Below are 25,489 nucleotides of genomic sequence, written 5' to 3' on the forward strand. Positions count from 1 at the left end.
CCCCGTCCGCAAGCCGTGTGGACGTGCGCACCCACCGACCCCGCACCCGAATCCCGGACCACCCGAAGGACCGTCCATGGACCTGAGCCTGTTCTATTTCGCGCACGACTCGACCGCGCCGGGGGAGGCCGGCCGCTACGAGCTGCTGATCGAGGGGGCGAAGCTCGCCGACCGGTCGGGCCTCGCCGCCGTATGGACCCCCGAGCGGCACTTCGACCCCTTCGGCGGGGCCTACCCCAACCCGTCCGTGCTCGGCGCCGCCGTGGCGATGTGCACCCAGCGGGTGGGCATCCGGGCCGGCAGCGTCGTCGCCCCGCTGCACCACCCGGCGCGGATCGCCGAGGAGTGGTCGGTGGTCGACAACCTGTCCGGCGGCCGCGCGGGCGTCGCCTTCGCCTCCGGCTGGAACACCGTGGACTTCGCGCTGCGCCCGGAGAACCACGCCGACCGCCGCGCCCTGGTCCGCGACACCGCCGAGGAGGTGCGCCGGCTGTGGCGCGGCGAGGCACTGTCCACCACGGACGGGCTCGGCCGGCCGGTCGACATCCGCGCCTACCCGCCCGCCGTCCAGCCCGAGCTGCCGGTGTGGCTGACCTCGGCCGGCGGCGTCGACACCTTCCGGGCCGCCGCCCGGATGAAGGCCGGCATCCTGACCCATCTGCTCGGCCAGTCCCTGGAGGAGGTCGCCGGGAAGATCGCCGAGTACCGGCGGGTCGCCGCCGAGGAGCACGACGGCTGGTCCGGTCACGTCGTGCTGATGCTGCACACCCTGCTCGGTGACGACCTGGACCAGGTCCGCGAGCAGGTGCGGGAGCCCTTCACCCACTACCTGAAGAGTTCCGCCAACCTCACCGCCAAGTCGTTCACCGGCAAGGACACGGACCTGTCCCAGCTCAACGCCGACGACATGGACTACCTCGCCGCCCGGGCCTTCGACCGCTACTTCGAGAGCGGCGGCCTCTTCGGCAGCGTCGAACGGGCCGCCGAACTGGTGCCGCGTGTACAGGCGCTGGGCGTCGACGAGATCGGCTGCCTGGTGGACTTCGGCGTGGAGCCGAGGGCCGTACTCGAAGGCATCGAGAAGCTCGGCAAGCTGAACGAGACCATCTCCCGATAGGAGCAGGAGACGTCATGAGCACCACCCTGAGCGAGAACCCCACCTGGGCCCCGCACGAGATCACCGAGGACGGGGCCGGCGGCCGTGACCTGGCCGCGCACCTGACCGGCCTGGGCGCCGAGGGCCTGACCGATCTGCTGACCGAGCACAAGGCGCTCGTCTTCCGCGGCTTCGGGGTCACACCGGAGTCCATCGACCCGGTCCTCGACCGGCTGCTGCCGACCCGGCTGCCGTACGTGCACGGCAACTCGCCGCGCACCCGGGTCAAGGGCAACCTGTACACCTCGACCGAGTACCCGCAGCGCTTCACCATCTCGATGCACAACGAGCTGAACTACGCCCGCCGCTGGCCGTCGCGGCTCGCCTTCTACTGCGAGAAGGCCGCCGAGTCGGGCGGCGCGACCCCCGTCGTGGACGGTGAGCTGTGGCTCGCCTCCCTGCGTCCCGAGGTCCGGGAGGCGTTCGCGGGCGGGATCCGCTACGTGCAGAACCTGCACGACGGCTACGGCCTCGGCAAGAGCTGGCAGGACACCTTCGAGACCGACGACCGCGCCGAGGTGGAGCGCTACCTGAAGGCCGCGGAGGCCGAGTGGGAGTGGGGCCCGGACGGCATCCGCGTCGTCCAGCACCGCAAGGCCACCACCACGCACCCGGTGACGGGCGTCGAGGTCTGGTTCAACCAGGCCGACCAGTGGCACCCGGCCGGCCTCGGCGACGAGACCTCCAAGGAGCTGTACGACATCCTGGCGCCCGAGGAGTTCCCGCAGTACGTCACGTTCGCGGACGGCGGCCTCATCCCCGACGAGTACGTCACGCACATCCGTGACGTCGGCCTGGAGCTGGCCGTGGACGTGGACTGGCGCGAGGGCGACGTCCTCGTCATCGACAACGTCCTCACGGGCCACGGCCGCCGCCCCTTCGAGGGCACCCGCCGCATCCTGGTCGCCATGTGCGACTGAGCGGCCCCCGGCACGGCGGCCCCCGGGGACGGAAGACTCCCCGGCGGGCCGCCTTGTCACGCCCGCAGGTACGCCAGTACCGCCAGCACCCGGCGGTGCCCCTCGGTGTCCACCGGGAGGTCCAGCTTGGTGAAGATGTTGCCGATGTGCTTGTTCACGGCCGCCTCGCTGATGAACAGCTGCTTGGCCAGCGTCGCGTTGGTGCGGCCCTGCGCGATCAGTGAGAGCACCTCGCGTTCCCTGGCGCTGAGCCGCTCCAGCGGGTCCTGGCGCAGTTGGACCAGCTGGTGGATGACCTCGGGGTCCACCACCGTCCCGCCGGCCGCGACCCGCTCGATCGCGGCCGTGAAGTCCGCCACCGCGCTCACCCGCTCCTTGAGCAGATAGCCCACCCCGGCACCGCCGCCCGAGTCCAACAGCCGCAGGGCGTACGAGCGTTCCACGTACTGGCTGAGCACGAGCACGGGCAGCCCGGGGAACTCCGCCCGCAGCTCGACCGACGCCCGCAGCCCGTCGTCGCCGAGCGACGGCGGCATCCGCACGTCCGTGACGATCAGGTCCGGGCGGTCGGCGCGGACCGCCGCGAGCAGGGCGTCGGCGTCGCCGACCGCCGTCACCACCTCGTGTCCGACGCGTTCGAGCAGCCCGACCAGCCCTTCGCGCAACAGGACGGCGTCCTCGGCCACGATCAGGCGAAGCGACACGGAACCTCCACGTGCAACAGGGTCGGACCACCGGACGGACTCGACACCCGCATCCGGCCGTCGAGGGCGGTGACCCGGTCCGCGAGACCCGTCACACCACTGCCCGCGGGGTCGAGCCCGCCCCGGCCGTCGTCCTTGATGTCGAGAACCAACAGATCGGAATGATAGCGACCGCGTACCGCGGCGGTCCTGGCACCGCTGTGTTTGGCGATGTTCGTCATGGCCTCGTTGATCAGGTAGTACATCGTCGTCTCCAGCTTCCTGGGCAGCCGCTCGGGCAGGTTCAGATCGACCGTCACCGGGATCGGGAAGCGGCCCGCGTAGTCCTCGATGGCGGCGACGAGCCCGTGATCGGCGAGCACCGGGGGGTTGAGCCCCCGGATCAGGGCCCGCAGCTCCTGGTGGGCCGTCGACAGCTGACGTTCGGCCCGGGTGAGCAGCTCGTCCTGCGGCGATCCCGGCTCGACGTCCAGGCGCATCAGGCCCAGCGTCATGCCCAGCGACACCAGATGCTGCTGGGCCCCGTCGTGCAGGTCGCGCTCGATGCGGATCCGCTCGGCGTCGAAGGAGTCCAGCAGCCGGGACTGGGAGGCGCGCACCTCGCGCAGCTCCTCGCCCAGCTCCCGGTCGCGCGGGGCGAGGAAGGAGCGGGCCATGGCGGCGCGCGCGCCCGCCCACGACGTCACCGTGTACGGCGTCGAGAGCAGCACCAGCACGCCGAACACCGTCCACGGCCAGGTCTCGCCGTCGGTCGAGGCGATCGTCGTGGCCGGCAGACCGAACGAGAAGCCGAGCACCATCAGGTCGAGCCACCACAGGGCGACCGCCGACAGCAGCGTGAACATCAGCTCCCGCCACGTCGCCTGCTCCTTGAGCCGGGTGGCGACCCAGCCGCGCAGCCCCGGGGCCTCCGGGGCGCGGTGCGGGTCGCTGACCCGGTCGAGGTCGACCAGACGCAGCCGGCGGCGCTCCACCGTGGCGACCACGGTGGAGGTGAAGACCAGGCCGACCAGGGGCGCGACACCGATCAGCACGACCAGGAGGACCAGGCCCGCGGCCAGGCCGAGGGCGAAGAAGAGCACCGCCGCGGCCCCGACCAGGACACCGCCGCTCAGGTACGCGAGGGACCGCCAGGGCCAGCTGGAGGTCAGGAAGCTCAGCGGGCGCTGGGCCATGGCCTGCCAGGCCGTTGTGGGTTGCATACGGCCAACGTAACCACGGCGTCTCTCGCGGATCTCCGAGAACGCGGGAGAGGTAGAGCTGCCTCTACCCCAGGAGTAGAGAGCGGGTCAGTGCCCGGACCCCCTGCGGTGCAGTGGAATCTGAGCATGACGACGACGAGCCACATCACCCCCACGCAGGACGCGGTCGAACTCCACGCGGTGCGCAAGGTCCACGGCACCGGCGGACGGCAGGTCACCGCCCTGGACGGCGTGTCGCTCTCCTTCCGCCGCGGCACCTTCACCGCGATCATGGGCCCCTCCGGATCCGGCAAGTCGACCCTGCTCCAGTGCGCGGCCGGCCTCGAGCAGCCGTCGGACGGGCAGATCGTCCTGGCCGGCGTGGACATCGGCCGGCAGAACGAGATGCAGCGCACCGAACTGCGCCGCAAGCACGTCGGCTTCGTGTTCCAGGCCTTCAACCTGGTGGAGTCCCTGACGGCGGCGCAGAACGTCGAGCTGCCCTCCCGGTTCGCCGGCCGCAAGGTCAGCCGCGAGCAGGTCTCCGCGGCGCTCGCCTCCGTGGGACTGGCCGACCGCGCCGGGCACCGCCCCAGCGAGATGTCCGGTGGCCAGCAGCAGCGCGTCGCCCTCGCCCGCGCCCTCGTCACCCGGCCCGACGTCCTCTTCGCGGACGAGCCGACCGGCGCCCTGGACACCGCCACCTCCCGCGAAGTGCTGCGGATGATGCGGATGCTGGTCGACCAGGAGGGCCAGACCACCCTGATGGTCACCCACGACCCGGTGGCCGCCGCCCACGCCGACGTCGTCGTCTTCCTCAAGGACGGCCGGATCGCCGACCGGATCCACCTCGACCAACAGGCCGGCGCCGACCACGCCGCCGCGATCGCCACCCACATGGCCCGGCTGGAGGCCTGACCGTCATGCTGATCCTCGCTAACGTCCGTGAACGCTGGTCCGGATTCCTCGGCGCCTTCGTCGCCGTCCTGGTCGGCGTGGCCCTGATCACCACCACCCTGGTCATCTACGACTCCGCCCGTGCCAAGGTGCAGCCCCGCTACGAGGGCACCACGGCCCTCGCCCTGCCGCCGCAGGCCGTCGACGCCGACGGCAGCCCCGAGGACCGGATGCCGTGGAGCGCCTCCGAGGCCGAGCCGCTCGTCTCCGGCCTGGAGAAGATCCCCGGTGTCGCCGACGCCGTGGTCGACCGCTCCTTCTACGCCCAGGCGATCAGGAACGGCGAGCCCGTCACCGACGAGGGCGCCGACGAGTCCGGGCACGGCTTCGGCAGCGCGCAGATGGCGCCGTACAAGCTGGTCTCCGGCCGTGCCCCCGCCGCCGCGAACGAGGTCGTCGTCGACCGCGACCTCGGCGCCGCCGTGGGCAGCGAGCTGACCGTCAACATCACCGAGGGCCGCGAGCAGTTCCGGGTCGTCGGCACGGTGGACGGCCCCGGCTACTACTTCAGCGAGCAGTTCGCGGCCGGGCAGCAGCCGGGCGTGGCCGCCATCGCCCTGATCCCCGACAAGGACGCCGACACCGGCGCGATCGTCTCCGGCGCGAAGAAGGTCGTCGGCGACAGCGGCAGCGTGGTCTCCGGCGACGGCCGGTCCGAACTCCAGCCGGAGTACATCGAGCACAAGCGCTTCCTGGGCGTCCAGCTGATCAGCGCCATGGCCCTCCTCGGCCTGTTCACCACGGTGTTCGTGGTCGCCTCCATGCTGGTCCTGTCCACCGGGATGCGCCGTCGCGAGATCGGTCTGCTGCGCACCATCGGCGCCTCGCCGAAGCAGATCCGGCGCATGATCCTCGGTGAGGCCGCCGTGGTCGGGCTGGCCGGCTCGGTCGCCGGCTGCCTCGTGGGCGTCGCCGCCACGCCGCAGCTGCTCTCCATCCTCAAGGGCCTGGACGTCACACCGCCCGGCATGGAGATCGACGTCGCCGCCTGGCCGCTGCTCACCGGCGCCCTCGTCGGTGTCGGGGTCAGCGTGATCGGCGCCTGGAGCGCGGGCCGCAAGGCCGCCAAGGTCGCCCCCATCGAGGCGCTGCTCGACAGCCGCTCGGCCAACATGGGCATGGGGCGCGGTCGTTGGATCGCCGGTCTCACCGTGCTCGGCCTGGGTGTCCTGCTCGCGATCGGCACCGCCACCTCCACCGCGGACAACCGCATCAACATGGCGATCGCCGCCACCATGACGCTGATCGTCGCGGCGGCCCTGCTCACCCCGGTGTTCGTCGGGCCGGTCGGCCGGTTCCTGACCGCGCCGTTCCAGCGCGGCGGCAAGGCCGCCCCGGTCCTCGTCCGGGCCGAGCTGGTCGCCAACCCGCGCCGCGCCGCCTCGCTGGTCGCCCCGGTGATCGCCGCCGTCGGCTTCGCCGTCCTGCTCAGCGGCATGGTGTCGACCATGCGGGTCGCCTACCCGGCCGGTGAGGCGCTGAAGGTCGCCGGCCAGACGATCGTCACGCCGGACGGAACGCCCGGAAACACCGACGAGGTCGTCGCCGACAACCCCGTGGGCAAGGCGGCGCTGCCGACCCGGGCCTTCGTCGACACGACGCCCGGCAAGAACGGCGAGGAGGCCGGTTCGTACACCGTCCTCGACGTCCTCGGCAGCCGGAACGCGAAGTGGAACAAGCCCGGCGAGGCGGTGCTCGGCGAGAAGACGGCCGGTGCGCTCGGTCTGAAGGAGGGCCAGGAGGTCCCGGTCCGGTTCGCGGACGGCGCGACCGTCACGCTCCGCGTCTCCCAGGTGCTGCCCGACGACCCGGCCCGCGGAGACTTCGTGGTCGCCCGTGACCTGGTCCGCGCCCACGACCCGGCCGCGCTCACCGACGACATCTTCGTCCCCGGCGACGCCAAGGCCTCGGCCGCGGTCCCCGGAGTCGCCCTGCACGACGCCGCCGAGTACGCCCTGGCCGACTACAACACCGACGCCAAGCTCACCGAGTCCCTCGCCATGATGCTGATCGTCATCGCCGTCGGCTACAGCGTCATCGCCGTCGCCAACTCCATGGCCATGGCCGCGCACGGCCGGCGCCGCGACTTCGGCGTGATGAAGTCGGCCGGCGGCACCGTCCGCCAGCTCCTGTTCACCTCGGCCGGCGAGACCACCCTGGTCATCGTCATCGGCGCCGCCCTCGGCGTGCTGGTGACCCTGCCCCCGCTGGCCGGCATGGCGGCCGGACTCTCCGAGTCCACCTCGTCGGACGTCGGCCTGCACCTGAACTCGGGCGTCGTGGTCCTCGCCATCATCGGCACCCTGGTGGCGGCCCTGTGCGCGGGAGTCGCGGTCACCTCGAAGACGCTGAAGCGGCAGGCGGTCTGAGACCGTACGAGCACCCGGCACGACGACGAAGCGGCGGCCCCCGGAACTTCCGGGGGCCGCCGCTTCGTCGTCGTGCCGTGCCCACGCCCGCGCAACGCCTCCACACGTGCTTATAGAGGCCGGATAGCGCCGGTGGTTTCGCTGGTGGGCGCAAGCGCGACGGGAGGCCAAGACAGTGACCATTGAGGACCTGAACACGCGATCGCGGTGGCTCAAGACGTTCCGCCGGGTGACGCGGCCCAGGTGCCGCCTCGTGTGTGCCCCGCACGCCGGCGGCACCGCACAGGCGTACCGCACCTGGCCCGGGGGCCTGCCGGCCGACGTCGAGGTGCACGGCGTGCAGTACCCCGGCCGGCAGGACCGGCTCGGGGAGGCCCCGCCGGCCGCCATGGACGACCTGGTCGGACCGGTCGCCGACTCCCTCGAACCCTTCCTGGGCGAACCCCTCGCCCTGTTCGGGCACAGCATGGGCGCGATCGTCGCCTACGAGGTCACCCTCGAACTGGAACGCCGGCACGGACGGGTCGTGGACCTGCTCGCCGTCTCCGGGTCGCGGGCCCCGCACGAGCGCGAGAACCACGATCGGCACACCCTGGACGACGCGGGCCTCATCGACGAACTGAGCCGCCTCAACGACGACTTCGCCGACCTGCTCGACTCCCCGGAGCTGCTGGAACTGGTGCTGCCCGCCATCCGCGCCGACTTCGGCGTCGTGGCCGGATACCTGCGCACCCCGCCACTCCCGGTGCGCGCGCCCGTGCTGGTGCTCGGCGGCAGCGACGACCCGGACGTCTCGCCCGAGCAGCTGACCCACTGGCGGGCCTGCGCGGGCAACGCCTTCGGCACCCGTGTCCTGCCCGGCGGCCACTTCTACCTCGACGACGAGCAGCCGGTGCTCGACCAGATCACCCCCTGGCTCCCGGGCCGCCGTTCCTGACCCGCACGCCCGGTGCCGAGCGCGCCGCGGCGACCCCACGACCACAGGAGTACGCGCAGCATGGCTGACCTGTCCGGTGCCTCGAACGTCGTCCAGATCCTCACCGAGCACGCGCGCACACGCGGCGACTTCCGCGCCGTCGCGATCGTGCCCGACCCCTCCGATCCCGCCACCGCCCAATGGGTGACCTACGACCAGCTCGACCGCGCCGCCCGCGGCTGCGCCGTGACCCTGCTGCGCAGCTGCCGGCCCGGCGACCGCGCCCTGCTCCTGCTGCCGAACTCCGCCGAGTTCGTCGTCGCCATCCTCGGCTGCTTCTACGCGGGCCTGGTACCGGTGCCCTCGTCGATGCCCGGCCGCTACAAGCAGGACCGGCGCCGGGTGCGCGCGATCGCGCGGGACGCCGGAATCGGGGCGGTGCTCACCGGCCCCGACGAACTGGACGACGTACTGACCTGGGCCGCGGCCGAGGAGCTCGACGTCCCGGTGCTGATCCCGGACGTCGACCCGGAGCCCCTCACCGAGCCGTTCACCCCGCACGCCGCTGCCCCGCACGACCTGGCGCTGCTCCAGTACACCTCGGGCTCCACCAGCGATCCCAAGGGCGCCCGGGTCACCCAGCGCAACCTGCTGCTGAACGCGCTCGCCATCGACACCCACCTGTCGGTCCGCGAGGGCCAGCGCTACGGCGGCTGGATCCCCAACTACCACGACATGGGCCTGATGGGGCACATCCTGACCCCGCTGCTGGCCGGGCGCGGCATCGCCCTGATGACCCCGGCGGCCTTCCTGCGCCGCCCGCGCGCCTGGCTGGAACTCGTCGACCACTTCGACATCGGCCTGTCCGCCGCCCCCAACTTCGCCTACGAGCTGTGCCTGACCCGCGTCCCCGAGGACTCCATCGCCGGCCTCGACCTGTCCCGCTGGACCCGGACCATCAGCGGCTCGGAGCCCGTCAAGGCGAGCGTCCTGGAGGAGTTCGCGCAGCGGTTCGCGCCCGCGGGCCTGCGACCGGAACAGCTCACGCCCTGCTACGGCATGGCCGAGACCACCCTGATGATCTCGACGACGTCGGGCCGCGTCCCGCGGGTGCTCACCGCCGACAGCGACGCGCTCGAAGCGGGCCGCGTGGTGGCCGCCGCCGACGGCACCGGCCGCACACTCGTCAGCTGCGGCGAGCCGCGCCACCTGGAGGCGTGCGTCGTCGACCCGGCCACCGGCGACGCCCTGCCGGAGGGCTCGGTCGGCGAGATCTGGCTGCGCGGAGAGCTCGTGGTGGAGGGCTACTGGCGCAGACCCGACGCCACCGCGGCCACGTTCGGCAACCGGGTGGCGAACGACCCCGCCGACGCCGGGGGCTGGCTGCGCACCGGCGATCTCGGCGCCCTGGTCGACGGCGAGATCCACGTCACCGGCCGGATCAAGGAGATGCTGATCGTCCGGGGCCGGAACATCTATCCGCACGACATCGAGCACGAACTGCGCCGCCAGCACGAGGAGCTGCGGGACACCGTCGGCTCGGTCGTCTCCGTCGCGGCGGGCGGCGCCGACGACACCGACGGCCGGCTCGTGGTCATCCACGAGGTCCGGCGCCGTGGCCAGGACGAGGAACTGGCCCGTCTCGCGGCGGGCATCCGCCTCACCGTGGCCCGCGAGTTCGGCCTGCGCGCCGACTCCGTCCTGCTGATGCGCCGCGGCGCGGTGCGGCGCACCACCAGCGGGAAGGTCCAGCGCGGCGCCATGCGCGCCCTGTACGCCAACGGTGAGCTGGAGCCGCTGTGGGCCGACGGCTACCCGGCGGCCGCGCAGGCCGTCCCCGTCGCGGCGGGGGAGCCCCGGTGACCGCGCCCGCGGTGCCGCAGGCCGTGCTTCGGGACACCGCGGCGGACGCGGGGCCCACCGTCGCGGGCCTCGACGCGGCCCTGGCCGAATGGGCGCGGCCCGGAGGCCCCTTCGACCCCGCGCTGCTCGCCGCGCACGAGGAGCGGGAGAGCTTCCCGGCCGAGGCGTGTGCCGCGCTCGACGCGTGGGGACTCCCGGAGTTCTACGTCCCCGCCCGCCACGGCGGACGCCAGGAGCGCCTCGACGTGTTCGTCGCGCTGCTGCGCCGGATCGCCGCCCGCGACCTGACCGTGGCCGTGGCCCACGGCAAGACCTTCCTCGGCGGCGTCTGCGTCTGGGCCGCCGACGAGGACGGTCCCGCCCACCTGCTGGCCCGGCAGGTCCTCGCGGGCGAACCGGTGGCGTGGGGACTGACCGAACCGGGCGGCGGCAGCGACCTGCTCGCCGGTGCGCTCACCGCCACCCGGCACGGCTCCGGCTGGCGCCTCAGCGGCCGGAAATGGCCGGTGAACAACGCCACCCGGGGCAACCTCATGTGCGTCCTCGCCCGCACCGAACCGGGCGGCGGCGCCCGCGGGTTCACCGTCTTCCTGCTCGACCGGCGCGCCACCCCGGCGGGCACGGTCCGTCCGCTGCCCAAGATGCCCACGCACGGCATCCGGGGGGCCGACATCAGCGGCCTGGAGTTCGACGACGCGCGGCTGCCCGCCCACGCCGTGGTCGGCCCGGTCGGCGGCGGCCTCGAACTCGTCCTCAAGTCACTGCAACTGACCCGCATCGTGTGCGTGTCGCTGTCCCTGGGCGCGGGCGACCACGCGCTGGGGCTGCTGCGCCGCTTCCTCGGCCAACGGCGCCTGTACGGCCGGGGCCTGGCCGACCTGCCGCACGCCCGCGACGTCGCGGGCCGGGCCGTGGCCCGGCAGTTCCTGGCCGAGTCCGTGGCCCACACCGCCGCCCTCGCCGCCCACCACGTCCCGGAGCAGCTGAGCGTCGTCTCCGCCGTCACCAAGGCGTTCGTCCCGAGCCTGATCGCCGGGCAACTGCGCCTGGTCGGCGACCTGCTGGGCGCGCGCGGCTTCCTCACGGACGTCGAGGGATACGGCGGCTTCGCCAAGCTGGAGCGCGACCACCAGGTCGTCCCCCTCTTCGACGGCAGTACGTGGGTCAACCGCGCCGGACTCGCCGCCGTACTGCCCCTGCTGCGCCCTGGACGGCGGCCGGCCCCGGTCGGCGCCGACTCCCCGGCGCGCTGGCTGCGCGAGGACTCCGAGCCGGACCCGCTGGACACGCGGCGCCTGCGGCTGATGGCCCCGCGCGACGCCGTACTGGGCGCCCTGCCGGGCCTGGTGGCCGAACTGGCCGCGGAGGAGGGCGAGTCGGCCACGACCGGCCTGGCCCGCGCGCTGCTCGCGGCGTGCGAGCGGCTGGGCGCCGACATCGGATCGCTGCGTCCCGCCGCGGGGCCGCCGAGCACCGCCGCCATGAGGCTCGCCGAGCGCTACGAGTGGTGCTTCGCGGGCGCGGCCGCACTCGCCCTGCACCGTGCGCGGCCCCGGCTGCGCGACGGCGTGTGGGGCGTGGACGGGCTGTGGCTGCGCGGCGTTCTCGCGCTGGTCCTCGAAGCCCTGGACGCCGCCCCGGCCGACGCCACGCAGGTGTACGGCGAGCTCGGCACGCTCCTGACCACCGTCCCGGACGCTCCGGCGACGCTGCTGGGCGGCGACCTCGGCGACCTCGGCGACCTGCGCGGCGACCTCGACGACCTGCGCGGCGGCGGGGAGACCGGCGGGCAAGGAGCCCCGGCGCCCCGGTCCGGCGCTCCCGCGACGGACGACCGACGCTCCGACGAGGTGGAGGCCGCATGATCGGCATCGGATCCCGTACCGACCATCTGGAGAAACTGCTGGGCGACCCCTGGGACGCCGGCAACCCGGCCGGTTTCGGGGCGGCCGTGGCCGCCGACGAGCGGGAGGAGACGGCCGCCGCGGCCGAGGCCGCCCTGGACGACTTCGGCCTGCACGCGGAGTTCGTCCCCACGGCGCTGGGCGGCCGCCTCGACCGTGTCGACCACATGGTCGAGCTGATGCGCTCGGTCTACCGGCGCGACCCGGCCCTCGGCCTGGGCCGGTCCGGCCAGCTCCTCGCCGCCGTCAACGTGTGGACCGCCGGCTCGCCCGAGCAGCGCGCCGCCGCGGCCGCCCTGCTCCTGGACAACCGCAGGATCGCCTGCGCCTTCCACGAGCTCGCGCACGGCAATGACATCGCCGCCAACACCTTCGCCGCCCGGCACGTCGAAGGCGGGCTGCGACTGAGCGGGCGCAAGGAGTCCATCGCCAACCTGGACCGGGCCGACGCCCTGGTCGTCCTCGCCCGCACCGGCGAGCACGACGGGCCGCGCTCGCGCTCGCAGCTGTTCCTGACCGCCGACCGGCTGGACCCGGCGCGGGTACGGCACCTGCCGCGGTTCCGCTCCGTCGGCATGCGCGGCGTCCGGCTCGGCGGCATGGAGGTGGACGGCCTCGACGTGCCCGCGGGCGCCCTGCTCGGCACCGAGGGATCGGGCGTCGACACGGCCGCCCGCGCCTTCCAGGTGACCCGGATGGCCCTGCCGGCGATGACCACCGCCCTGCTCGACACGGCCCTGCGCGTCACCCTGCACCACACGCGGCGGCGCATGCTCTACGGCCGGGAGGCGGTGGCCATCCCCGTCGTGCGCACCGTCCTTGCCGAGACCTTCGCCGACCTGCTGGTCTGCGAGGCGCTCTCCCAGGCCGCGACCCGTGCCCTGCAGCTTCGTCCCGAGTCCGGCAGCGTGCACGCGCCCGCGGTGAAGTACCTGGTCGCAGGCGTCCTCACGGAGGCCCTGGAGCGGCTGTCCACGGTGATGGGCTCGGAGTTCTACCGGCGCGACGGCGAGCACGCCGTGTTCCAGAAACTCGCCCGGGACGTCAAGCCGGTCGCTTTCGGCCACATCGCCCGGGCGGCCTGCCTGTCCGCCCTGCTGCCCCAGCTGCCGGGGCTCCTCCGGCGCTCGGCGCGCGAGCCGGCACCGGCCCCGGACTCCCTGTTCGGCGCGGAGGCCGTACTGCCCGCACTCGATCTGCCCGCCCTGCGGCTGGCCTCCGGCGGCCGGGACTGCCTCGCCGCCTCCCTCGGCACCGTGCTCGACGACGAGCTGCCCGCCGCCGTCCGCCCGCTCGCCGAGGAACACGTACGCGCCTTCGCCGCCCTCGCCGGGGCCGGTGCGTCCCTGCGGCCGCGGCAGCTGGCCATCGACGCCGAGGTGCCGGTGCGCCGGCTCGCGGCGCGCTACACCGTGGCGCTCGCCGCCGCCGCCTGCCTCGGCGTCCACCGGATGGCCGCGGACGGCGACTTCCTCGCCGGCCCGCACTGGCTGGCCGCCGCGCTGACCCGGCTGGCCGCCCTGGAGCGGCCGTCGGGCGCGCAGCTGCCGGCCGGGGCCGAGGACGCGCTGATCGCCGAGCTGACGGACCGCGACGACCGCGGGCTGTCCTTCGGGCTCGACGCGCGCCCGTACCTGTGAGCCCGTCGTCCGGCCCCACGACCGCCCCCCACACACACCGCACCTTCGAGGAGACCCGATGACCACGTTCGCCTTCGACCCCACCGTCCCCGCCCAGCTCCAGAGCTGGCTGACCGACCGCGTCGCGGAGTACCTGCCGGACGTCACGGAGCCCGTCGACCCGCACCGCCAGCTGGGCGAGTACGGGCTCGACTCCATCGCCGTGGTGGCCTTCGCCGCCGACGTGGAGGACCAGCTCGGCACCGTCGTGGACCCCACCGCGATATGGGACTACCCGACCATCGCCCAGCTCGCCGAGTTCCTGGCCGCCGAGCTGGGCGAGCGCTCGCCGGCCGCCTGACGGTCCCGCCGGCCCCGGCGCACGCGAGGGGGCCGCGGTGGTTCTCCCACCGCGGCCCCCTTCGCGTCCCTTCGCGTCCCTCGGCTCAGGCGGCGTCGCCCGCCATCGCCCGGACCAGGCTGAGGGGACGCATGTCGGTCCAGTTCTCCTCCACGTAGGCGAGGCAGGCCGCGCGGGTGTCCTCGCCGTGCGCCTTCTGCCAGCCCTCCGGGATCTCGGCGAATGCCGGCCACAGCGAGTGCTGGCCCTCGTCGTTGACGAGCACGAAGTACGACGCCTCGTCATTCTCGAACGGATTGGCCACGATGCCACCTCACAGATCGCGTGCGGAAATGGGGTCGGCACGAGCCTGGGGCGCGGATCTACACCATTCCTACGACGCCCGCCGCACACCCTTCCCCTGGCCACAAACTGCCACGGGGGAACGGAAAGAGACCGGAGACCTCCGGATATCCGGACCGAGTCGATCCGGATATCCGGTAGATGAGGTTCCGTATTCCGCCGACACCCGTGGTGAACGGCGTCGGAGAGCTCCGGACGGGGGAGAGCGGCCGCTGTCAGTTCACTGCCAACGCAGCAGGCTGACAGGCCGAACGCTGGAGAAGGCCGGGCCGCCGGAGCAAGAATCCTCGTATGCCGAGCGTCGCTCCGAAGCGGGTGCGAACGCCGGGAGCAAACAGAAGGTCCAGGTGTTCCACCCACTCGAGAAAGAGGAGTTCATCGATGAGGTCCGCGGCATTCCAGAAGATTTCCGCCGTAGCCGTCGCCGTGATCGCACTCGGGCTCGGACCCGTCACCTGCGCCGACGCGTTCGCCGCGGACCCCGGCTGGCAGACCCCGCCGGCAAAGGGCGTGGAGATCACCTTCGAACTCGCCGACGAGCCGGGCTGGCAGAGAGTTCCCGGAGAGCCCGGCTGGCAGCTCGTCGTTGCCGACTCCGCCGGATGATCTCCCTTTGCCCCTGACGGGCCCGTTCTCCCGGCCCAGGAGGTCCGTTCCGGCATAACCCGCCCGTTTGTGGGGCGTGTTAGTCTGCCGCCGTCGCGACAGGCTTGGATCAGGACTTTCGTTCGACGGGGGAGTGGGACGTTGTGCTTGAGCCCATAGGATTGAGTGCGGTGGCTACCGAGGTCTACAGGGCTTCTTTACTGGGCTCCGGGGGATCGGTCGAGGAATTGGCCGCGTTGGTCGGCCGTCCGGCGGAGATGGTAAGGGAAGCGCTGGACGAGTGTGTGCGCCTCGGCCTGATCCGGCCCTCCTGGGAGAATCCCGGCCGGGTGCGGGCGATCAGCCCCGACGTCGGACTCCAGGCCCTGCTCGCCCGGCAGGAGGCCGACCTGCGCACCCGGCAGCGTCAGATAGCCGATACACGAGTCGAAGTGGCCCGGCTGACCGAGGAGTTCGCGGCGCAGCGCAGCCGCAGTGAGCGCTACGAGGTCGAGCAGTTGCAGGGCCTCGACCGGATTCGCGACCGCATACAGGAACTGAGCGCCGACTGCAGCCGCAGTCTCGTGGCCTTCGCGCCCGGCGGGCACCAGACCCGGGACAACCGGGAGGCGAGCCGTCCCCTCACGGAGGCGCTGCGGAGCCGGGGCGTCGTGATGCGCACCGTCTACCTGGACAGCATCTACAACGATCCCGCGACGGTGGAGCACGCGCGCTGGCTGGTGGGCCTCGGCAACAACGTCCGGACCGTGGCCTCGCTGCCCGCCCGCATGATCATCTTCGACGGGGAGGCGGCCATCGTGCCGATGGACCCGGACAACAGCAGCGAGGGCGCCCTGCTGTTCCGGGGCCGGGGGACACTGGCCACCCTCTCCGAGCTCTTCCGGATGGTGTGGGAGCGGGCGGCGCCCGTCACCACCGCCCGCAAGCAGCGCACGAGCACCGACGCCAGAGGCCTCACCGGCCAGGAGCGAGCCGTTCTGCGGCTGCTCAGCGAAGGGCTCACCGACGAGGGAGTGGCGCGCAAACTCGGGGTGTCGGTACGCACCGGCCGCCGGATCACCGCGGAACTGATGGCCCGGCTCGGCGCCAGGAGCCGTTTCCAGGCGGGCCTGCGTGCGGCCCACCTGGGCTGGCTCGGCGAGCACCCGGACGAGGACGGGACACCCGAGGGCGGCCTCGCCGACCTCCTCGACCTGGCACCGCCCGGCGGCGCGGACGCGGACGCCCCGACCGGGAGCCGGCTGGCCGGCCGCTGACCCCGGGCGGCACCGCCGCCCGCCCGGACGGGGCGCGTCCGGGTCCGGCGGCCGGCCCGCCCGCGCCGAGCGGTCAGGCCGCCGCGGGGCCGGGCACGGCCTGCGGGCCGAGGAACGCGCCCCGGTAGTACAGCAGCGGAAGGGCGTCGTCGGCGTTCTCCGGTGTACTGAGGTCCACCACCCGGCCCACCACGATCCTGTGGTCCCCGGCGGGGATCACGGTCTCGATCCGGCAGTCCACCCAGGCGAGACCGCCGGCGATCCGCGGGGACCCGGTGCCGTCGGCCGGCCGCCAGTCCACACCGGCGAACTTGTCCGCGCCGGAACGGCCGAATCCGCGGCACAGGTCGCCCTGGTCGGCTTTGAGCACCGTCGCGCAGAAGGCCCCCGACTGTTCGATGCGGGGGCCGGTCGTCGACGTCTCGGCCACCGCGTAGGACACCAGCGGCGGATCGAGGGAGAGCGAGGCGAAGGACTGGCAGGCGAAGCCGGCCGGTCTGCCGTCGTGGACGGCGGAGATGATCGTCACCCCCGTACAGAAGCGGCCGAGCACATCGCGAAAACGGCTCCGGTCGAAGCGGAGGGCGGTGGCGGTCGTGTACACGCGAACCTCACAGGGCAGGGGACGGCGGTCGACGCGCCGCGGGGCGCACGCCGGGTGCTCACGCTCCCCGCGCCCCCTACATCGGGTCTACACGCGGCGGTTCGGCCCGGCCGCGCAACCTGTGGGACCCTCGGTGCCTGAACGCGTCCAACTGCTGCCGCACTGGGCGGTGTTCGCCCCCGTGCCCCGGCACTTCCGTGTCCTGCGGGCGCCGTTCGTCCGGACTCCGCCGTCGCCATAGGAATGCCGTAGGCGGGCGTTCTTTGATGAGCGGCGTGCCGTGGGCCGCCGGCGTACCCTCCTGTCCCCCCACCGGCCTTCCTGTTGCGATGTCGGAGAAAGGCCGTGTGGTGAGGTTGGAGAACTGGACGCCGCTGGAGATGGACCCGGGGGGCGTCGGCGGTCCCGAGGAACTCGTGCAACGCCTCACGGAGCTGGGGCCGCAGGAGCTCACCGGTCTGCTCGCAGAGGAGAAGGCCCTGGTCTTCAGGGGTTTCGACATCACGGCCGAGACACTCCCCGACGTCCTCGCTCCGCTGCTCGCGACCGGGTCCGGACCGGACGCGGGATCGCGCGCCCCGGCCGTCCACGCCGTGTGGCACACCCGGACCGGCCGGCCGGACACCACCGTCTGGCCGTTCCACAAGATGAGCGCCGCGCACGCCTGGCCCACGCGCCTCGCCCTGTACTGCGACACCGCCCCGCTCACCGGCGGCGCCAGTGTGGTGGTGGACTCGGCGGGATGGCTCGCCGCCCTCGATCCCGCACTGCTCGAGCGCCTGGCGCCCGGAGTCCGCTACGTGCGCTACTTCCACGACGGCTCCGGCATCGGTGAGAGCTGGCAGAGTGCCTTCGGCACCGACCGCCGGGAGCAGGTCGAGCTGTTCCTCGACGCGACCGGGTACGAGTGGTCCTGGAGGGCGGACGGCGGGATCCAGGTGTCGCGGGTCCTGCCCGCCACCGTCAGGCACCCGGTCACCGGCACCGAGATGTGGTTCAACCAGATCCACCGCTGGCACCCGGCCGGCTCCGGGCACCGCGAGGCGCTGGCGCGGGTCCTGCCCGAGGGCCGGCTGCCGTGGAACGTCACCTTCGCGGACGGTTCCTCCATCCCCGGCCGCACGGTGACCGAGATCTGCTGCCGCGGTTTCGCCATGGCCGTCGACATCCCCTGGAACCGCGGCGACCTGCTGTTGCTCGACAACGTGTCACTCGCCCACGGCCGCCGCCCCTTCACCGGGACGCGCCGCGTCTGCGTCGCCATGTCGGACTGACGGCGCGTGGGCCGGACCGCCCCTCCCCACCCGCCAGGAGCCTGTTCATGCACGGAGCCTCGTACCGGACCCTGCACGAGACGGATGCCGTCCACGTGTGGCAGGGCAAGGTGACCGATCACTACGATCCCGTGGTCCTCGCCCTGCTGTCGCCCGACGAGCGGGCCGTCGCGGCCCGCCGGCCCGCGCCGGTCGGCACGCGCTACGCGAAGGTGCACGCCGAGGTCCGGCGCATCCTCGCGGGCTACCTCGACGCCGACCCCGGCGAACTGCGCATGGGCCGCATGCCCTGCCCGCGCTGCCCGGACCCGGCGCACGGCAGGCCCCGACTGGTGGTTCCCGGCACGGACCTCGACTTCAACCTGTCGCGCTCCGGGCCGCACTGGCTGCTCGCGGTGTCCGCGCGGGGGCCGGTGGGGGTGGACCTGGAGACCGCACGGCCGGTCGCCGACCTCTGGACGACCGCGGCCGCCGTCATGTCACCGTCCGAACTGCGTCATCTCAGGAGCCTGCCGGACGAGGCGGCGCGCACCGCCGCGTACTACCGGGCCTGGACCCGCAAGGAGGCCGTGGTCAAGGCGAGCGGCGTGGGTGTCGTGGCCGACCTGCGGGCCGTGGACGTACGCCCCCACGCGTCCGCGCCCGTGTCGGTGCGGCACGCCGAGCCCCGCGGCCCCCAGGTGTGGCTGGTGCGCGACCTGCCACTGGGCCCCGACCGGTACGGTGCGCTGGCCGGAGAACCCGAGGCGCACGGCCCGGTCCTGCTGGTCGGTCCGGCCGGGCCCGGCACGGCCGTGGTGCCCGTGCCGGACGGCGGGCCGGTGCCGCGCCCGTGACGCCCCCGCCGGCCGGCGCGGTGCCGCTCAGGCCGCGGACCGCTCGACCTCCCGTGCGTAGCGGCTGGTCTCCGCGACCAGCCGCACCAGGCTGTTGAGCCGGTAGACCGGTTCGTCGCGCTCGTCCGAGAAGCCCAGCAGACCCTGGTCCACCAGGGATTCCAGCGCCGCCTCCAGGGGCGCCGCCCCGAGCCCGAGCGACCGGGCCGCCGACCGTACCGAGAACTCCTCCCGGCCGAGCCGGGGCAGCAGCAGGAGCAGCCTGCGCTGGTCGCCGTCCAGGCGGCCCAACGCCGCTTCCAGGCTGCGCGGCACGGACAGGCCGCGCGCCTCCAGCTCCCGCAGCCGGCCGTGCGGCTGGGCGAGGCGGTCCGCGAACCGCCGCAGGGAGGAGCTCGGCCGGGCCGCGAGCCGCGTCGCGACGATCCGCACGGCCAGCGGCAGTCCCGCGCAGTACCGGGCGATGTCCAGCGCGGCCTGCGGCTCCGCGGCCACGCGCGCCGGGTCCGCGGAGGCCGTCAGCATCCGGAGGCTCTCCTGCGTGCTGAGCGGCCCCAGGACCCGGGTGTGCAGGCCGCCGATCGGCCCGAGCAGCGTCTGGCTGGTGATCAGCACGCCGGGCTCGGGCGCCCCGGGCAGCAGCGGGGAGAGCTGGAGTTCGCTGACCGCGTTGTCCAGCAGGATGAGGATGCGCCGCCCGGTGGTGCGGGTCCGGTACAGCCTGACCAGCTCGTCGAGGTCCGACTCGCCGGTGCCCATCGGCTCCCCGAGGGAGCGCAGCATCCCGACCAGGAGGTCGCGCGGGTCGGCCGGCCGGCCGTCCGGGCGGCTCAGGTTCACGTACAGCCGGCCGTCGGGGAAGGCGTCGAGGGATTCGTTGGCCGCCCGTACGGCGAGAGCGGTCTTGCCGATGCCCGGCATGCCCGCCACCAGGAACCGGCGGGTGTGCCACGAGCGGCCCCCGGAGGGCGGGAGCAGCCGGCCCAGCTCGGCCAGCTCGGCCCGGCGGCCGGTGAACTCCGGGACGTCCGCGGGCAGGGTGCTGGGCGGGGCCGTGCGCGCCACCGCGGCACGGGCCGGCGGGGCGACGGCCGGGTCACCGGTCAGCACGGCCTGGTACACGGAGGCCAGCTCGGCGCCCGGATCGACGCCCAGTTCGTCCGCGAGCACCCGGCGGCCCGCGTGGTACGCGGTGAGCGCGTCGGCCTGCCGCCCGCACTGGTAGAGCGCCTTCATGAGCTGCGCCCGCATCCGCTCCCGGACCGGGAACTCGGACACCAGGGACGTCAGTTCGGGGATCAGCCCGCGGTGCCGGCCCAGCTCCAGGTCCGCCTCGATGCGGTTCTCCAGGGTCACGGCGCGGGCTTCCTCCAGGCGGGGCAGCTCGGTGTCGGCCAGGAACTCCGTGACGTTCGACAGGGCGGGGCCCCGCCACAGCTCCAGCGCGTCCCGGAGGAGCGCGCCGGCCCGCTCCACGTCGCCCGCCTCCTGCGCCTCGGTGCCGAGCCGGCTGAGCCGTTCGAACTCCAGGAAGTCGATCCGGGCGTCTCCGGCGTCGAGCGCGTAGCCCGGCAGCTGGCGCGCGATCCGCACGCCGTCGCCCAGACGCATCCGCAGCCGCGAGATGTAGGTGTAGATCTGCGCGCTCACGGTGACCGGCGGGTTCCAGCCCCACAGCAGCCGGCTCAGTTGCGCGTCGGAGACGACCCGCCCCCTGGCCAACAGGAGAGCGGCGAGCACCGTCTTGACCTTGGTTCCTGACAGAACGATGGATTCGCCGTCTCTGCGGACTTCCACCGGACCGAGCACTCGGAACTCCATGACACCCCCTGGTTCGACGCCTTTCCGCCAACCAGTCTGTGAGTGTCGTGGCCGGTTGGGAGGGCTCCGGACCTGTCAGGAGGCTGCACTGACAGCTCCTTGCGAGCCACGGGCCGTGTGCTGCCGGCACCGCGAATCGTTGGGCGGGCCCGGCCCGAGGAGCACGTGGGGGCGGCCGGGCCCGACGTGCGCGTGGGGGGCCGCGACGCCGGCTGACGTCGCGGCCCCCCACGGGGCGGCCGGGTCAGGAGGCCGTGCCGGCCATGGCCCGCACCAGGCTGAGCGGACGCATGTCGGTCCAGTTCCGCTCCACGTACTCCAGGCAGGCGGCGCGCGTGTCCTCGCCGTGCACCCGCTGCCAGCCCTCCGGGACCTCGGCGAACGCCGGCCACAGCGAGTGCTGTCCCTCATCGTTGACGAGCACGAAGTACGACGCCTCGTCGTTCTCGAACGGATTCGCCACGGTTCCACCTCATACGTCGGCAACTGCGGTCCGTAATACCTTCGGGGCCCGCCCTATACGAATCCTGCGCCCGCCCGTATAGGCCGGCCGGTGCCGTGGCACCTGCCGTCCGGGCACGCGAAGAGGCCCTCCGCCGGACGGCGAAGGGCGTTGCGCAACGCTGCGGAGCGGTGGGGCGGCTACCGGGCCAGCGGCTCCCACCAGGCACGGTTGTCCCGGTACCACCGCACGGTCTCGGCGAGGCCCTCACGGAAGTCCTTGCGGGGCGCGTAACCGAGTTCCCGGCGGATCTTGGCGCAGTCCACCGCGTACCGCCGGTCGTGGCCCTTGCGGTCGGCCACGTACTCGACGCTGCCCTCCCAGTCGGCGCCGCAGGCGTCGAGGAGCAGGCCGGTGAGCTCCTTGTTGGACAGCTCGGTGCCGCCGCCGATGTTGTAGACCTCGCCGGCCCGGCCCCGGGTGCGGACGAGTTCGATGCCCTGCACGTGGTCGTCGATGTGCAGCCAGTCGCGCACGTTGCCGCCGTCCCCGTACAGCGGGACCTTCCTGCCGTCCAGGAGATTCGTCACGAACAGCGGGATGAGCTTCTCGGGGTAGTGGTGGTGACCGTAGTTGTTGGAGCAGCGGGTGACCCGGACGTCCAGGCCGTGGGTGCGGTGGTAGGCCAGGGCGAGCAGGTCGCTGGAGGCCTTGGCCGCGGAGTAGGGCGAGTTGGGGGACAGCGGGTGGGTCTCCGGCCAGGAGCCGGAGTCGATCGAGCCGTAGACCTCGTCCGTGGAGACGTGCACGAACCGGCGGCCGCCCGCCCGATGGGCGGCCTCCACCAAGGTGTGCGTGCCGAGCACGTTGGTCCGCACGAACGCGGCGCCGCCCTCGATCGACCGGTCGACGTGCGACTCGGCCGCGAAGTGCACCACCTCGTCGTGCTCGGCCATCAGCCCGGCGACGAGGCCGGCGTCGCAGATGTCGCCCTCGACGAACGCGAAGCCGGGGTGGTCGCGGACCTCGTCGAGGTTGGCCGGATTGCCGGCGTAGGTGAGCAGGTCGAGCACGGTGACGCGGACGTCTCCCGGGCCGTCCGGACCGAGCAGGGTGCGCACGTAGTGGGAGCCGATGAAGCCGGCGCCGCCGGTGACGAGGATTCTGCTGCTCATGACGAGATCTGCACCTTACTGTGATCACCGAGCACGAGCCGGTGGGCGGAGGGGACGCGGGGGGCCGGTGTCACCTCGACGTCGCGGCCGATGAGGGAGGCCTCGATGCGGCGGACACCGCGGACGGAGGAACCGCGCAGGACGATGGAGTACTCGATCTCGCTCTGCTCTATGCGGCAGTTGGCGGACACCGACGTGTACGGGCCGATGTAGGCGTCGCGCACCACCGTGTCCTCGCCGATCACCACGGGACCGACGATCCGGCTGCCGCTGACCTCGGCGCCCTCCTCGATCACGACCCGCCCGATGAGTTCCGAGCACGCGTCGACCCGGCCGTGGACCGCCGGTTCCAGGGTGTCGAGGACCGAGCGGTTGACCTCCAGCATGTCGGCCGTGTTCCCGGTGTCCTTCCAGTAGCCGGAGATCGCGGTGGACCGTACCGTCCGGTCCCCGTCGATCAGCCACTGGATGGCGTCGGTGATCTCCAGTTCTCCCCGCCAGGACGGTTCGATGGAGCGCACCGCCTGGTGTATCGCCGGGGTGAAGAGATAGATCCCGACCAGCGCCAGATCGCTCTTGGGCCGCAGGGGCTTCTCCTCCAGGCCGACGACCCGGCCGCGCTCGTCGAGCTCCGCGACGCCGAAGGCGGTGGGGTCGGCGACCCGGGTGAGCAGGATCTGGGCGTCGGGCCGCTCGGTGCGGAAGGCGTCGACCAGCCCCGTGATCCCGCCGACGACGAAGTTGTCGCCGAGATACATCACGAAGTCGTCGTCGCCGAGGAACTCCTCGGCGATGCGCACCGCGTGGGCGAGGCCGAGCGGGGACGCCTGCGGAATGTAGGTGACCTTCAGCCCGAACCGGGCACCGTCGCCCACCGCTTCGCGGATCTCCTCGGCCGTGTCGCCGACGATGATCCCCACCTCGACGATGTCGGCCTCGGCGATCGCCTCCAGACCGTAGAAGAGCACCGGCTTGTTGGCCACCGGCACCAGCTGCTTGGCCGAGGTGTGCGTGATCGGACGCAGCCGGGTGCCCGCGCCGCCGGCCAGGACCAAAGCTTTCATGGAGCTTTCCCTACCTTGCTGTCGAGTCGCTCGGGAGCGGTGCATCGGTTCGGGGCCGGGCCGCATGCCGTCAGGCGCCGACGGCCTCGATGAGCCGGCGCACGATCGCGTGCCGGCCGGCGTCGTGGCGGCGCAGGAACTCCCGGAGCCGCTCGGCGTGCCGGTCGCTGCTGCACTGAAGGGGGTGGACGACCGCGTAGCCGCCCTCCTCGGCCACGTACGCGAGTTCGCGCAGCATGGGCACGGTGGGGTCGGTGACGAACTTCTCCAGGCCGGTCAGGGCCTCGTCGGTGCTCATGCCGCGCGGTGTCACCAGCTCGCCGGCGTCGGTGATCGCGCGGTAGAAGCGCAGCATCTCGTCGGCGAAGCACGCCCGCAGTTCGTCCTGCACCGCCGGCGTCCCGATCGCCTCGGTGAGCTTGGTGCAGGCCGCCTCGTCGGGCAGTGAGCCCAGGGTGAGGCGGTGGCTGACGGTCATGGTGCGCCGCCGCGAGGTGTCGCGCAGCAGCATCCGGACGGTACGGTCCAGCACCGTGGTGAAGCGCTCACCGGCGTCGGCGAGCCGCAGCCACAGGTCCCAGTCCTCCATCCCGATGTGGTCGGTGGTCCAGCCCCCGACGCTCTCGGGCAGTCCGCGCACGTGGCCGACGCGGGACGGCTCGTACAGCGGCCACAGGAGTTGCAGCTGCGGGTGCCACAGGCCGTTGAGCGGGTGCGAGCGGTACTCCTCCCCGCCCTGCTCGTTCATGCCGATGCTCGCCGTCGCCACCAGGCGCGCCCCGGCGTCGAACTCGCGCTGAAGCACGGCCAGGTGGTCGGGGAGCCACTCGTCGTCGTAGTCGAGGTAGGCGATGGCCGGTGCCGTGGACGCGGCCAGGCCGATGTTGCGGGGGCCGCCGGGGTGGCCGTGCCGCTGCGTGCGGATCAGCTGGACGCGCTCGTCCTCGTAGGAGAGCACCACGTCGTCGGTGTCGTCGGTGCAGCCGTCGGACACCACGATCAGGCGCCAGTCCTCGAAGGTCTGGGCGAGCACACTGTCGATGGTCGTGCGGATGGCCTCGGACCGGTTCCAGGCCGGACAGATCACATCTATCGCTGCCGTGCTCAAGGGCTTCCTCGCAGACTCCTCAAGACGGCCGTCGTGCCGTCCCCGGTACCTTCGGAGCCCTGCCTACACGGCGCCTATACGCAGGGCGCCGGGCGGCCGGGCGCGGTGGCGCCGTCAGGCGAAGACGACGGTGCGGTGCCCGTTGGGCAGGACACGCCGCGCGCTGTGCCACTCGACGGCCCTGGCCAGCGCCTGGGCCTCCACGTCGCGCCCGATGGCCACCAGCTGCTCCGGGGTGACCGCGTGACTGACCCGGCGGACCTCCTGCTCGATGATCGGCCCCTCGTCGAGGTCGCCGGTCACGTAGTGCGCGGTGGCGCCGATCAGCTTCACCCCGCGGGCGTGCGCCTGGTGGTAGGGCTTGGCGCCCTTGAAGCTCGGCAGGAAGGAGTGGTGGATGTTGATGATCCGGTCGCTGAGCCGTTTGCAGAAGTGGTCCGAGAGGATCTGCATGTAGCGGGCCAGCACCACCAGTTCGACCTCTTCCGCCTCGACCAGGTCGAGCACCTGCTGCTCCGCGAGGGCTTTGGTGTCCTTCGTCACCGGGATGTGGTGGAAGGGGATCCCGTGCGCGGCGACGAGGCCGCCGAGGTCCGGGTGGTTGGAGACGACGGCGGCGATGTCCACCGGCAGCGCGCCGGTGCTCGAGCGGAACAGCAGGTCGTTCAGGCAGTGCCCGAACTTGCTGACCATCAGCACGACCCGCATGCGCTCCTTCGCCCCGTGGATCTGCCAGTCCATTCGGAACGAGTCGCCGACGGCGCCGAAGCTGGCTCGCAGCTTGTCCACCGACACGGGCGGCTCGGCGCTGAACGCGACCCGCATGAAGAACCGCTCCGTGTCGTGGTCGCTGAACTGCTGGCTGTCCTCGATGTTGCATCCCGTCATGAACAGGTAGCTGGACACGGCGTGCACGATGCCCTGCCCCTCGGGGCAGGAGAGCGTGAGGACGTACTGCTCGGCGGGCATGGGCGTCTCCGATACGTGGGGGCCGTCGCGTGATGAGGCGAG

Annotated in this window: 23 protein-coding genes; 13 read left to right on the forward strand and 10 right to left on the reverse strand. The window is 72.9% G+C overall.

Annotated features, from left to right (window positions below):
- The first annotated feature begins 76 nt into the window (after positions 1 to 76).
- A complete protein-coding gene (locus tag Sco07f_RS07975) occupies positions 77 to 1,117 on the forward strand; it encodes a MupA/Atu3671 family FMN-dependent luciferase-like monooxygenase (RefSeq protein ID WP_007451947.1) in 1,041 nt (346 codons plus the stop codon).
- A 14-nt stretch (positions 1,118 to 1,131) separates the two neighbouring features.
- Positions 1,132 to 2,076, forward strand: coding sequence for a TauD/TfdA family dioxygenase (locus Sco07f_RS07980; protein WP_087790061.1), 945 nt, complete (start codon positions 1,132 to 1,134; stop codon positions 2,074 to 2,076).
- A gap of 56 nt (positions 2,077 to 2,132) precedes the next feature.
- Here the strand turns inward: Sco07f_RS07980 and Sco07f_RS07985 are convergent, their stop codons facing one another.
- Both Sco07f_RS07985 and Sco07f_RS07990 read right to left on the reverse strand, forming a co-directional pair.
- Positions 2,133 to 2,780 (reverse strand): response regulator, encoded by a 648-nt coding sequence (locus Sco07f_RS07985; protein WP_007451941.1) that lies wholly within the window; start codon positions 2,778 to 2,780, stop codon positions 2,133 to 2,135.
- Positions 2,765 to 3,982: a sensor histidine kinase gene (locus tag Sco07f_RS07990; RefSeq protein WP_042826613.1), complete on the reverse strand. Its 1,218-nt coding sequence runs from the start codon at positions 3,980 to 3,982 to the stop codon at positions 2,765 to 2,767. Before Sco07f_RS07990 ends, Sco07f_RS07985 begins: the two co-directional genes overlap by 16 nt.
- Before the next feature lie 126 nt (positions 3,983 to 4,108).
- On the opposite strand from Sco07f_RS07990, the gene Sco07f_RS07995 reads away from it, so the two are divergent.
- The 7 genes from Sco07f_RS07995 (at position 4,109) to Sco07f_RS08025 (ending at position 13,950) form a co-directional block, all read left to right on the forward strand.
- Entirely contained in the window at positions 4,109 to 4,879 is a 771-nt protein-coding gene (locus Sco07f_RS07995; RefSeq protein ID WP_007451950.1) for an ABC transporter ATP-binding protein, read from the forward strand.
- A gap of 5 nt (positions 4,880 to 4,884) precedes the next feature.
- Positions 4,885 to 7,287 carry an ABC transporter permease gene (locus Sco07f_RS08000; protein ID WP_108987359.1) on the forward strand — a complete coding sequence of 801 codons (2,403 nt, stop codon included), beginning with the start codon at positions 4,885 to 4,887 and terminating at the stop codon, positions 7,285 to 7,287.
- 253 nt (positions 7,288 to 7,540) lie between these two features.
- Positions 7,541 to 8,224, forward strand: coding sequence for a thioesterase II family protein (locus Sco07f_RS08005; protein WP_244942003.1), 684 nt, complete (start codon positions 7,541 to 7,543; stop codon positions 8,222 to 8,224).
- A 60-nt stretch (positions 8,225 to 8,284) separates the two neighbouring features.
- Positions 8,285 to 10,066 (forward strand): fatty acyl-AMP ligase, encoded by a 1,782-nt coding sequence (locus Sco07f_RS08010; protein WP_108987360.1) that lies wholly within the window; start codon positions 8,285 to 8,287, stop codon positions 10,064 to 10,066.
- Positions 10,063 to 11,931: an acyl-CoA dehydrogenase family protein gene (locus Sco07f_RS08015; RefSeq protein ID WP_159106930.1), complete on the forward strand. Its 1,869-nt coding sequence runs from the start codon at positions 10,063 to 10,065 to the stop codon at positions 11,929 to 11,931. Before Sco07f_RS08010 ends, Sco07f_RS08015 begins: the two co-directional genes overlap by 4 nt.
- Positions 11,928 to 13,610 carry an acyl-CoA dehydrogenase family protein gene (locus Sco07f_RS08020; RefSeq protein WP_108987362.1) on the forward strand — a complete coding sequence of 561 codons (1,683 nt, stop codon included), beginning with the start codon at positions 11,928 to 11,930 and terminating at the stop codon, positions 13,608 to 13,610. Before Sco07f_RS08015 ends, Sco07f_RS08020 begins: the two co-directional genes overlap by 4 nt.
- A 58-nt stretch (positions 13,611 to 13,668) precedes the next feature.
- Positions 13,669 to 13,950: an acyl carrier protein gene (locus tag Sco07f_RS08025; RefSeq protein ID WP_108987363.1), complete on the forward strand. Its 282-nt coding sequence runs from the start codon at positions 13,669 to 13,671 to the stop codon at positions 13,948 to 13,950.
- Positions 13,951 to 14,035: 85 nt separating this feature from the next.
- Here Sco07f_RS08025 and Sco07f_RS08030 read toward each other — a convergent pair whose 3' ends face one another.
- Positions 14,036 to 14,254: an MbtH family protein gene (locus Sco07f_RS08030; RefSeq protein ID WP_007389846.1), complete on the reverse strand. Its 219-nt coding sequence runs from the start codon at positions 14,252 to 14,254 to the stop codon at positions 14,036 to 14,038.
- Between the two features lie 419 nt (positions 14,255 to 14,673).
- Between Sco07f_RS08030 and Sco07f_RS08035 the strand changes: the two genes are divergently transcribed.
- Together Sco07f_RS08035 and Sco07f_RS08040 are read left to right on the forward strand one after the other, a co-directional pair.
- Entirely contained in the window at positions 14,674 to 14,898 is a 225-nt protein-coding gene (locus Sco07f_RS08035) for a hypothetical protein (RefSeq protein ID WP_007389844.1), read from the forward strand.
- Between the two features lie 170 nt (positions 14,899 to 15,068).
- Positions 15,069 to 16,154 carry a LuxR C-terminal-related transcriptional regulator gene (locus Sco07f_RS08040; RefSeq protein ID WP_244942004.1) on the forward strand — a complete coding sequence of 362 codons (1,086 nt, stop codon included), beginning with the start codon at positions 15,069 to 15,071 and terminating at the stop codon, positions 16,152 to 16,154.
- A gap of 73 nt (positions 16,155 to 16,227) precedes the next feature.
- Here the strand turns inward: Sco07f_RS08040 and Sco07f_RS08045 are convergent, their stop codons facing one another.
- A complete protein-coding gene (locus Sco07f_RS08045) occupies positions 16,228 to 16,683 on the reverse strand; it encodes a flavin reductase family protein (protein WP_244942005.1) in 456 nt (151 codons plus the stop codon).
- 422 nt (positions 16,684 to 17,105) lie between these two features.
- Between Sco07f_RS08045 and Sco07f_RS08050 the strand changes: the two genes are divergently transcribed.
- A complete protein-coding gene (locus tag Sco07f_RS08050) occupies positions 17,106 to 18,032 on the forward strand; it encodes a TauD/TfdA family dioxygenase (RefSeq protein WP_108987364.1) in 927 nt (308 codons plus the stop codon).
- 47 nt (positions 18,033 to 18,079) lie between these two features.
- Entirely contained in the window at positions 18,080 to 18,868 is a 789-nt protein-coding gene (locus Sco07f_RS08055) for a 4'-phosphopantetheinyl transferase family protein (protein ID WP_108987365.1), read from the forward strand.
- A gap of 27 nt (positions 18,869 to 18,895) precedes the next feature.
- Here the strand turns inward: Sco07f_RS08055 and Sco07f_RS08060 are convergent, their stop codons facing one another.
- The 6 genes from Sco07f_RS08060 to purU form a co-directional block, all read right to left on the reverse strand.
- Positions 18,896 to 20,689 (reverse strand): AfsR/SARP family transcriptional regulator, encoded by a 1,794-nt coding sequence (locus Sco07f_RS08060; RefSeq protein WP_108987366.1) that lies wholly within the window; start codon positions 20,687 to 20,689, stop codon positions 18,896 to 18,898.
- A 244-nt stretch (positions 20,690 to 20,933) separates the two neighbouring features.
- Positions 20,934 to 21,152 (reverse strand): MbtH family protein, encoded by a 219-nt coding sequence (locus Sco07f_RS08065; RefSeq protein ID WP_007451931.1) that lies wholly within the window; start codon positions 21,150 to 21,152, stop codon positions 20,934 to 20,936.
- A 179-nt stretch (positions 21,153 to 21,331) separates the two neighbouring features.
- Entirely contained in the window at positions 21,332 to 22,306 is a 975-nt protein-coding gene (rfbB, locus tag Sco07f_RS08070; protein ID WP_007451933.1) for a dTDP-glucose 4,6-dehydratase, read from the reverse strand.
- Positions 22,303 to 23,370, reverse strand: a complete 1,068-nt coding sequence (locus Sco07f_RS08075) for a glucose-1-phosphate thymidylyltransferase (protein WP_007451935.1) — start codon at positions 23,368 to 23,370, stop codon at positions 22,303 to 22,305. The genes rfbB and Sco07f_RS08075 overlap by 4 nt, the downstream gene beginning before the upstream one ends.
- A gap of 70 nt (positions 23,371 to 23,440) precedes the next feature.
- Positions 23,441 to 24,478: a glycosyltransferase family 2 protein gene (locus Sco07f_RS08080; protein ID WP_108987367.1), complete on the reverse strand. Its 1,038-nt coding sequence runs from the start codon at positions 24,476 to 24,478 to the stop codon at positions 23,441 to 23,443.
- A gap of 114 nt (positions 24,479 to 24,592) precedes the next feature.
- A complete protein-coding gene (gene purU / locus Sco07f_RS08085; protein WP_007451937.1) occupies positions 24,593 to 25,447 on the reverse strand; it encodes a formyltetrahydrofolate deformylase in 855 nt (284 codons plus the stop codon).
- Positions 25,448 to 25,489 lie beyond the last annotated feature (42 nt).

Source organism: Streptomyces coelicoflavus, assembly GCF_003112555.1.
In the GTDB taxonomy this organism is placed as follows: domain Bacteria; phylum Actinomycetota; class Actinomycetes; order Streptomycetales; family Streptomycetaceae; genus Streptomyces; species Streptomyces coelicoflavus.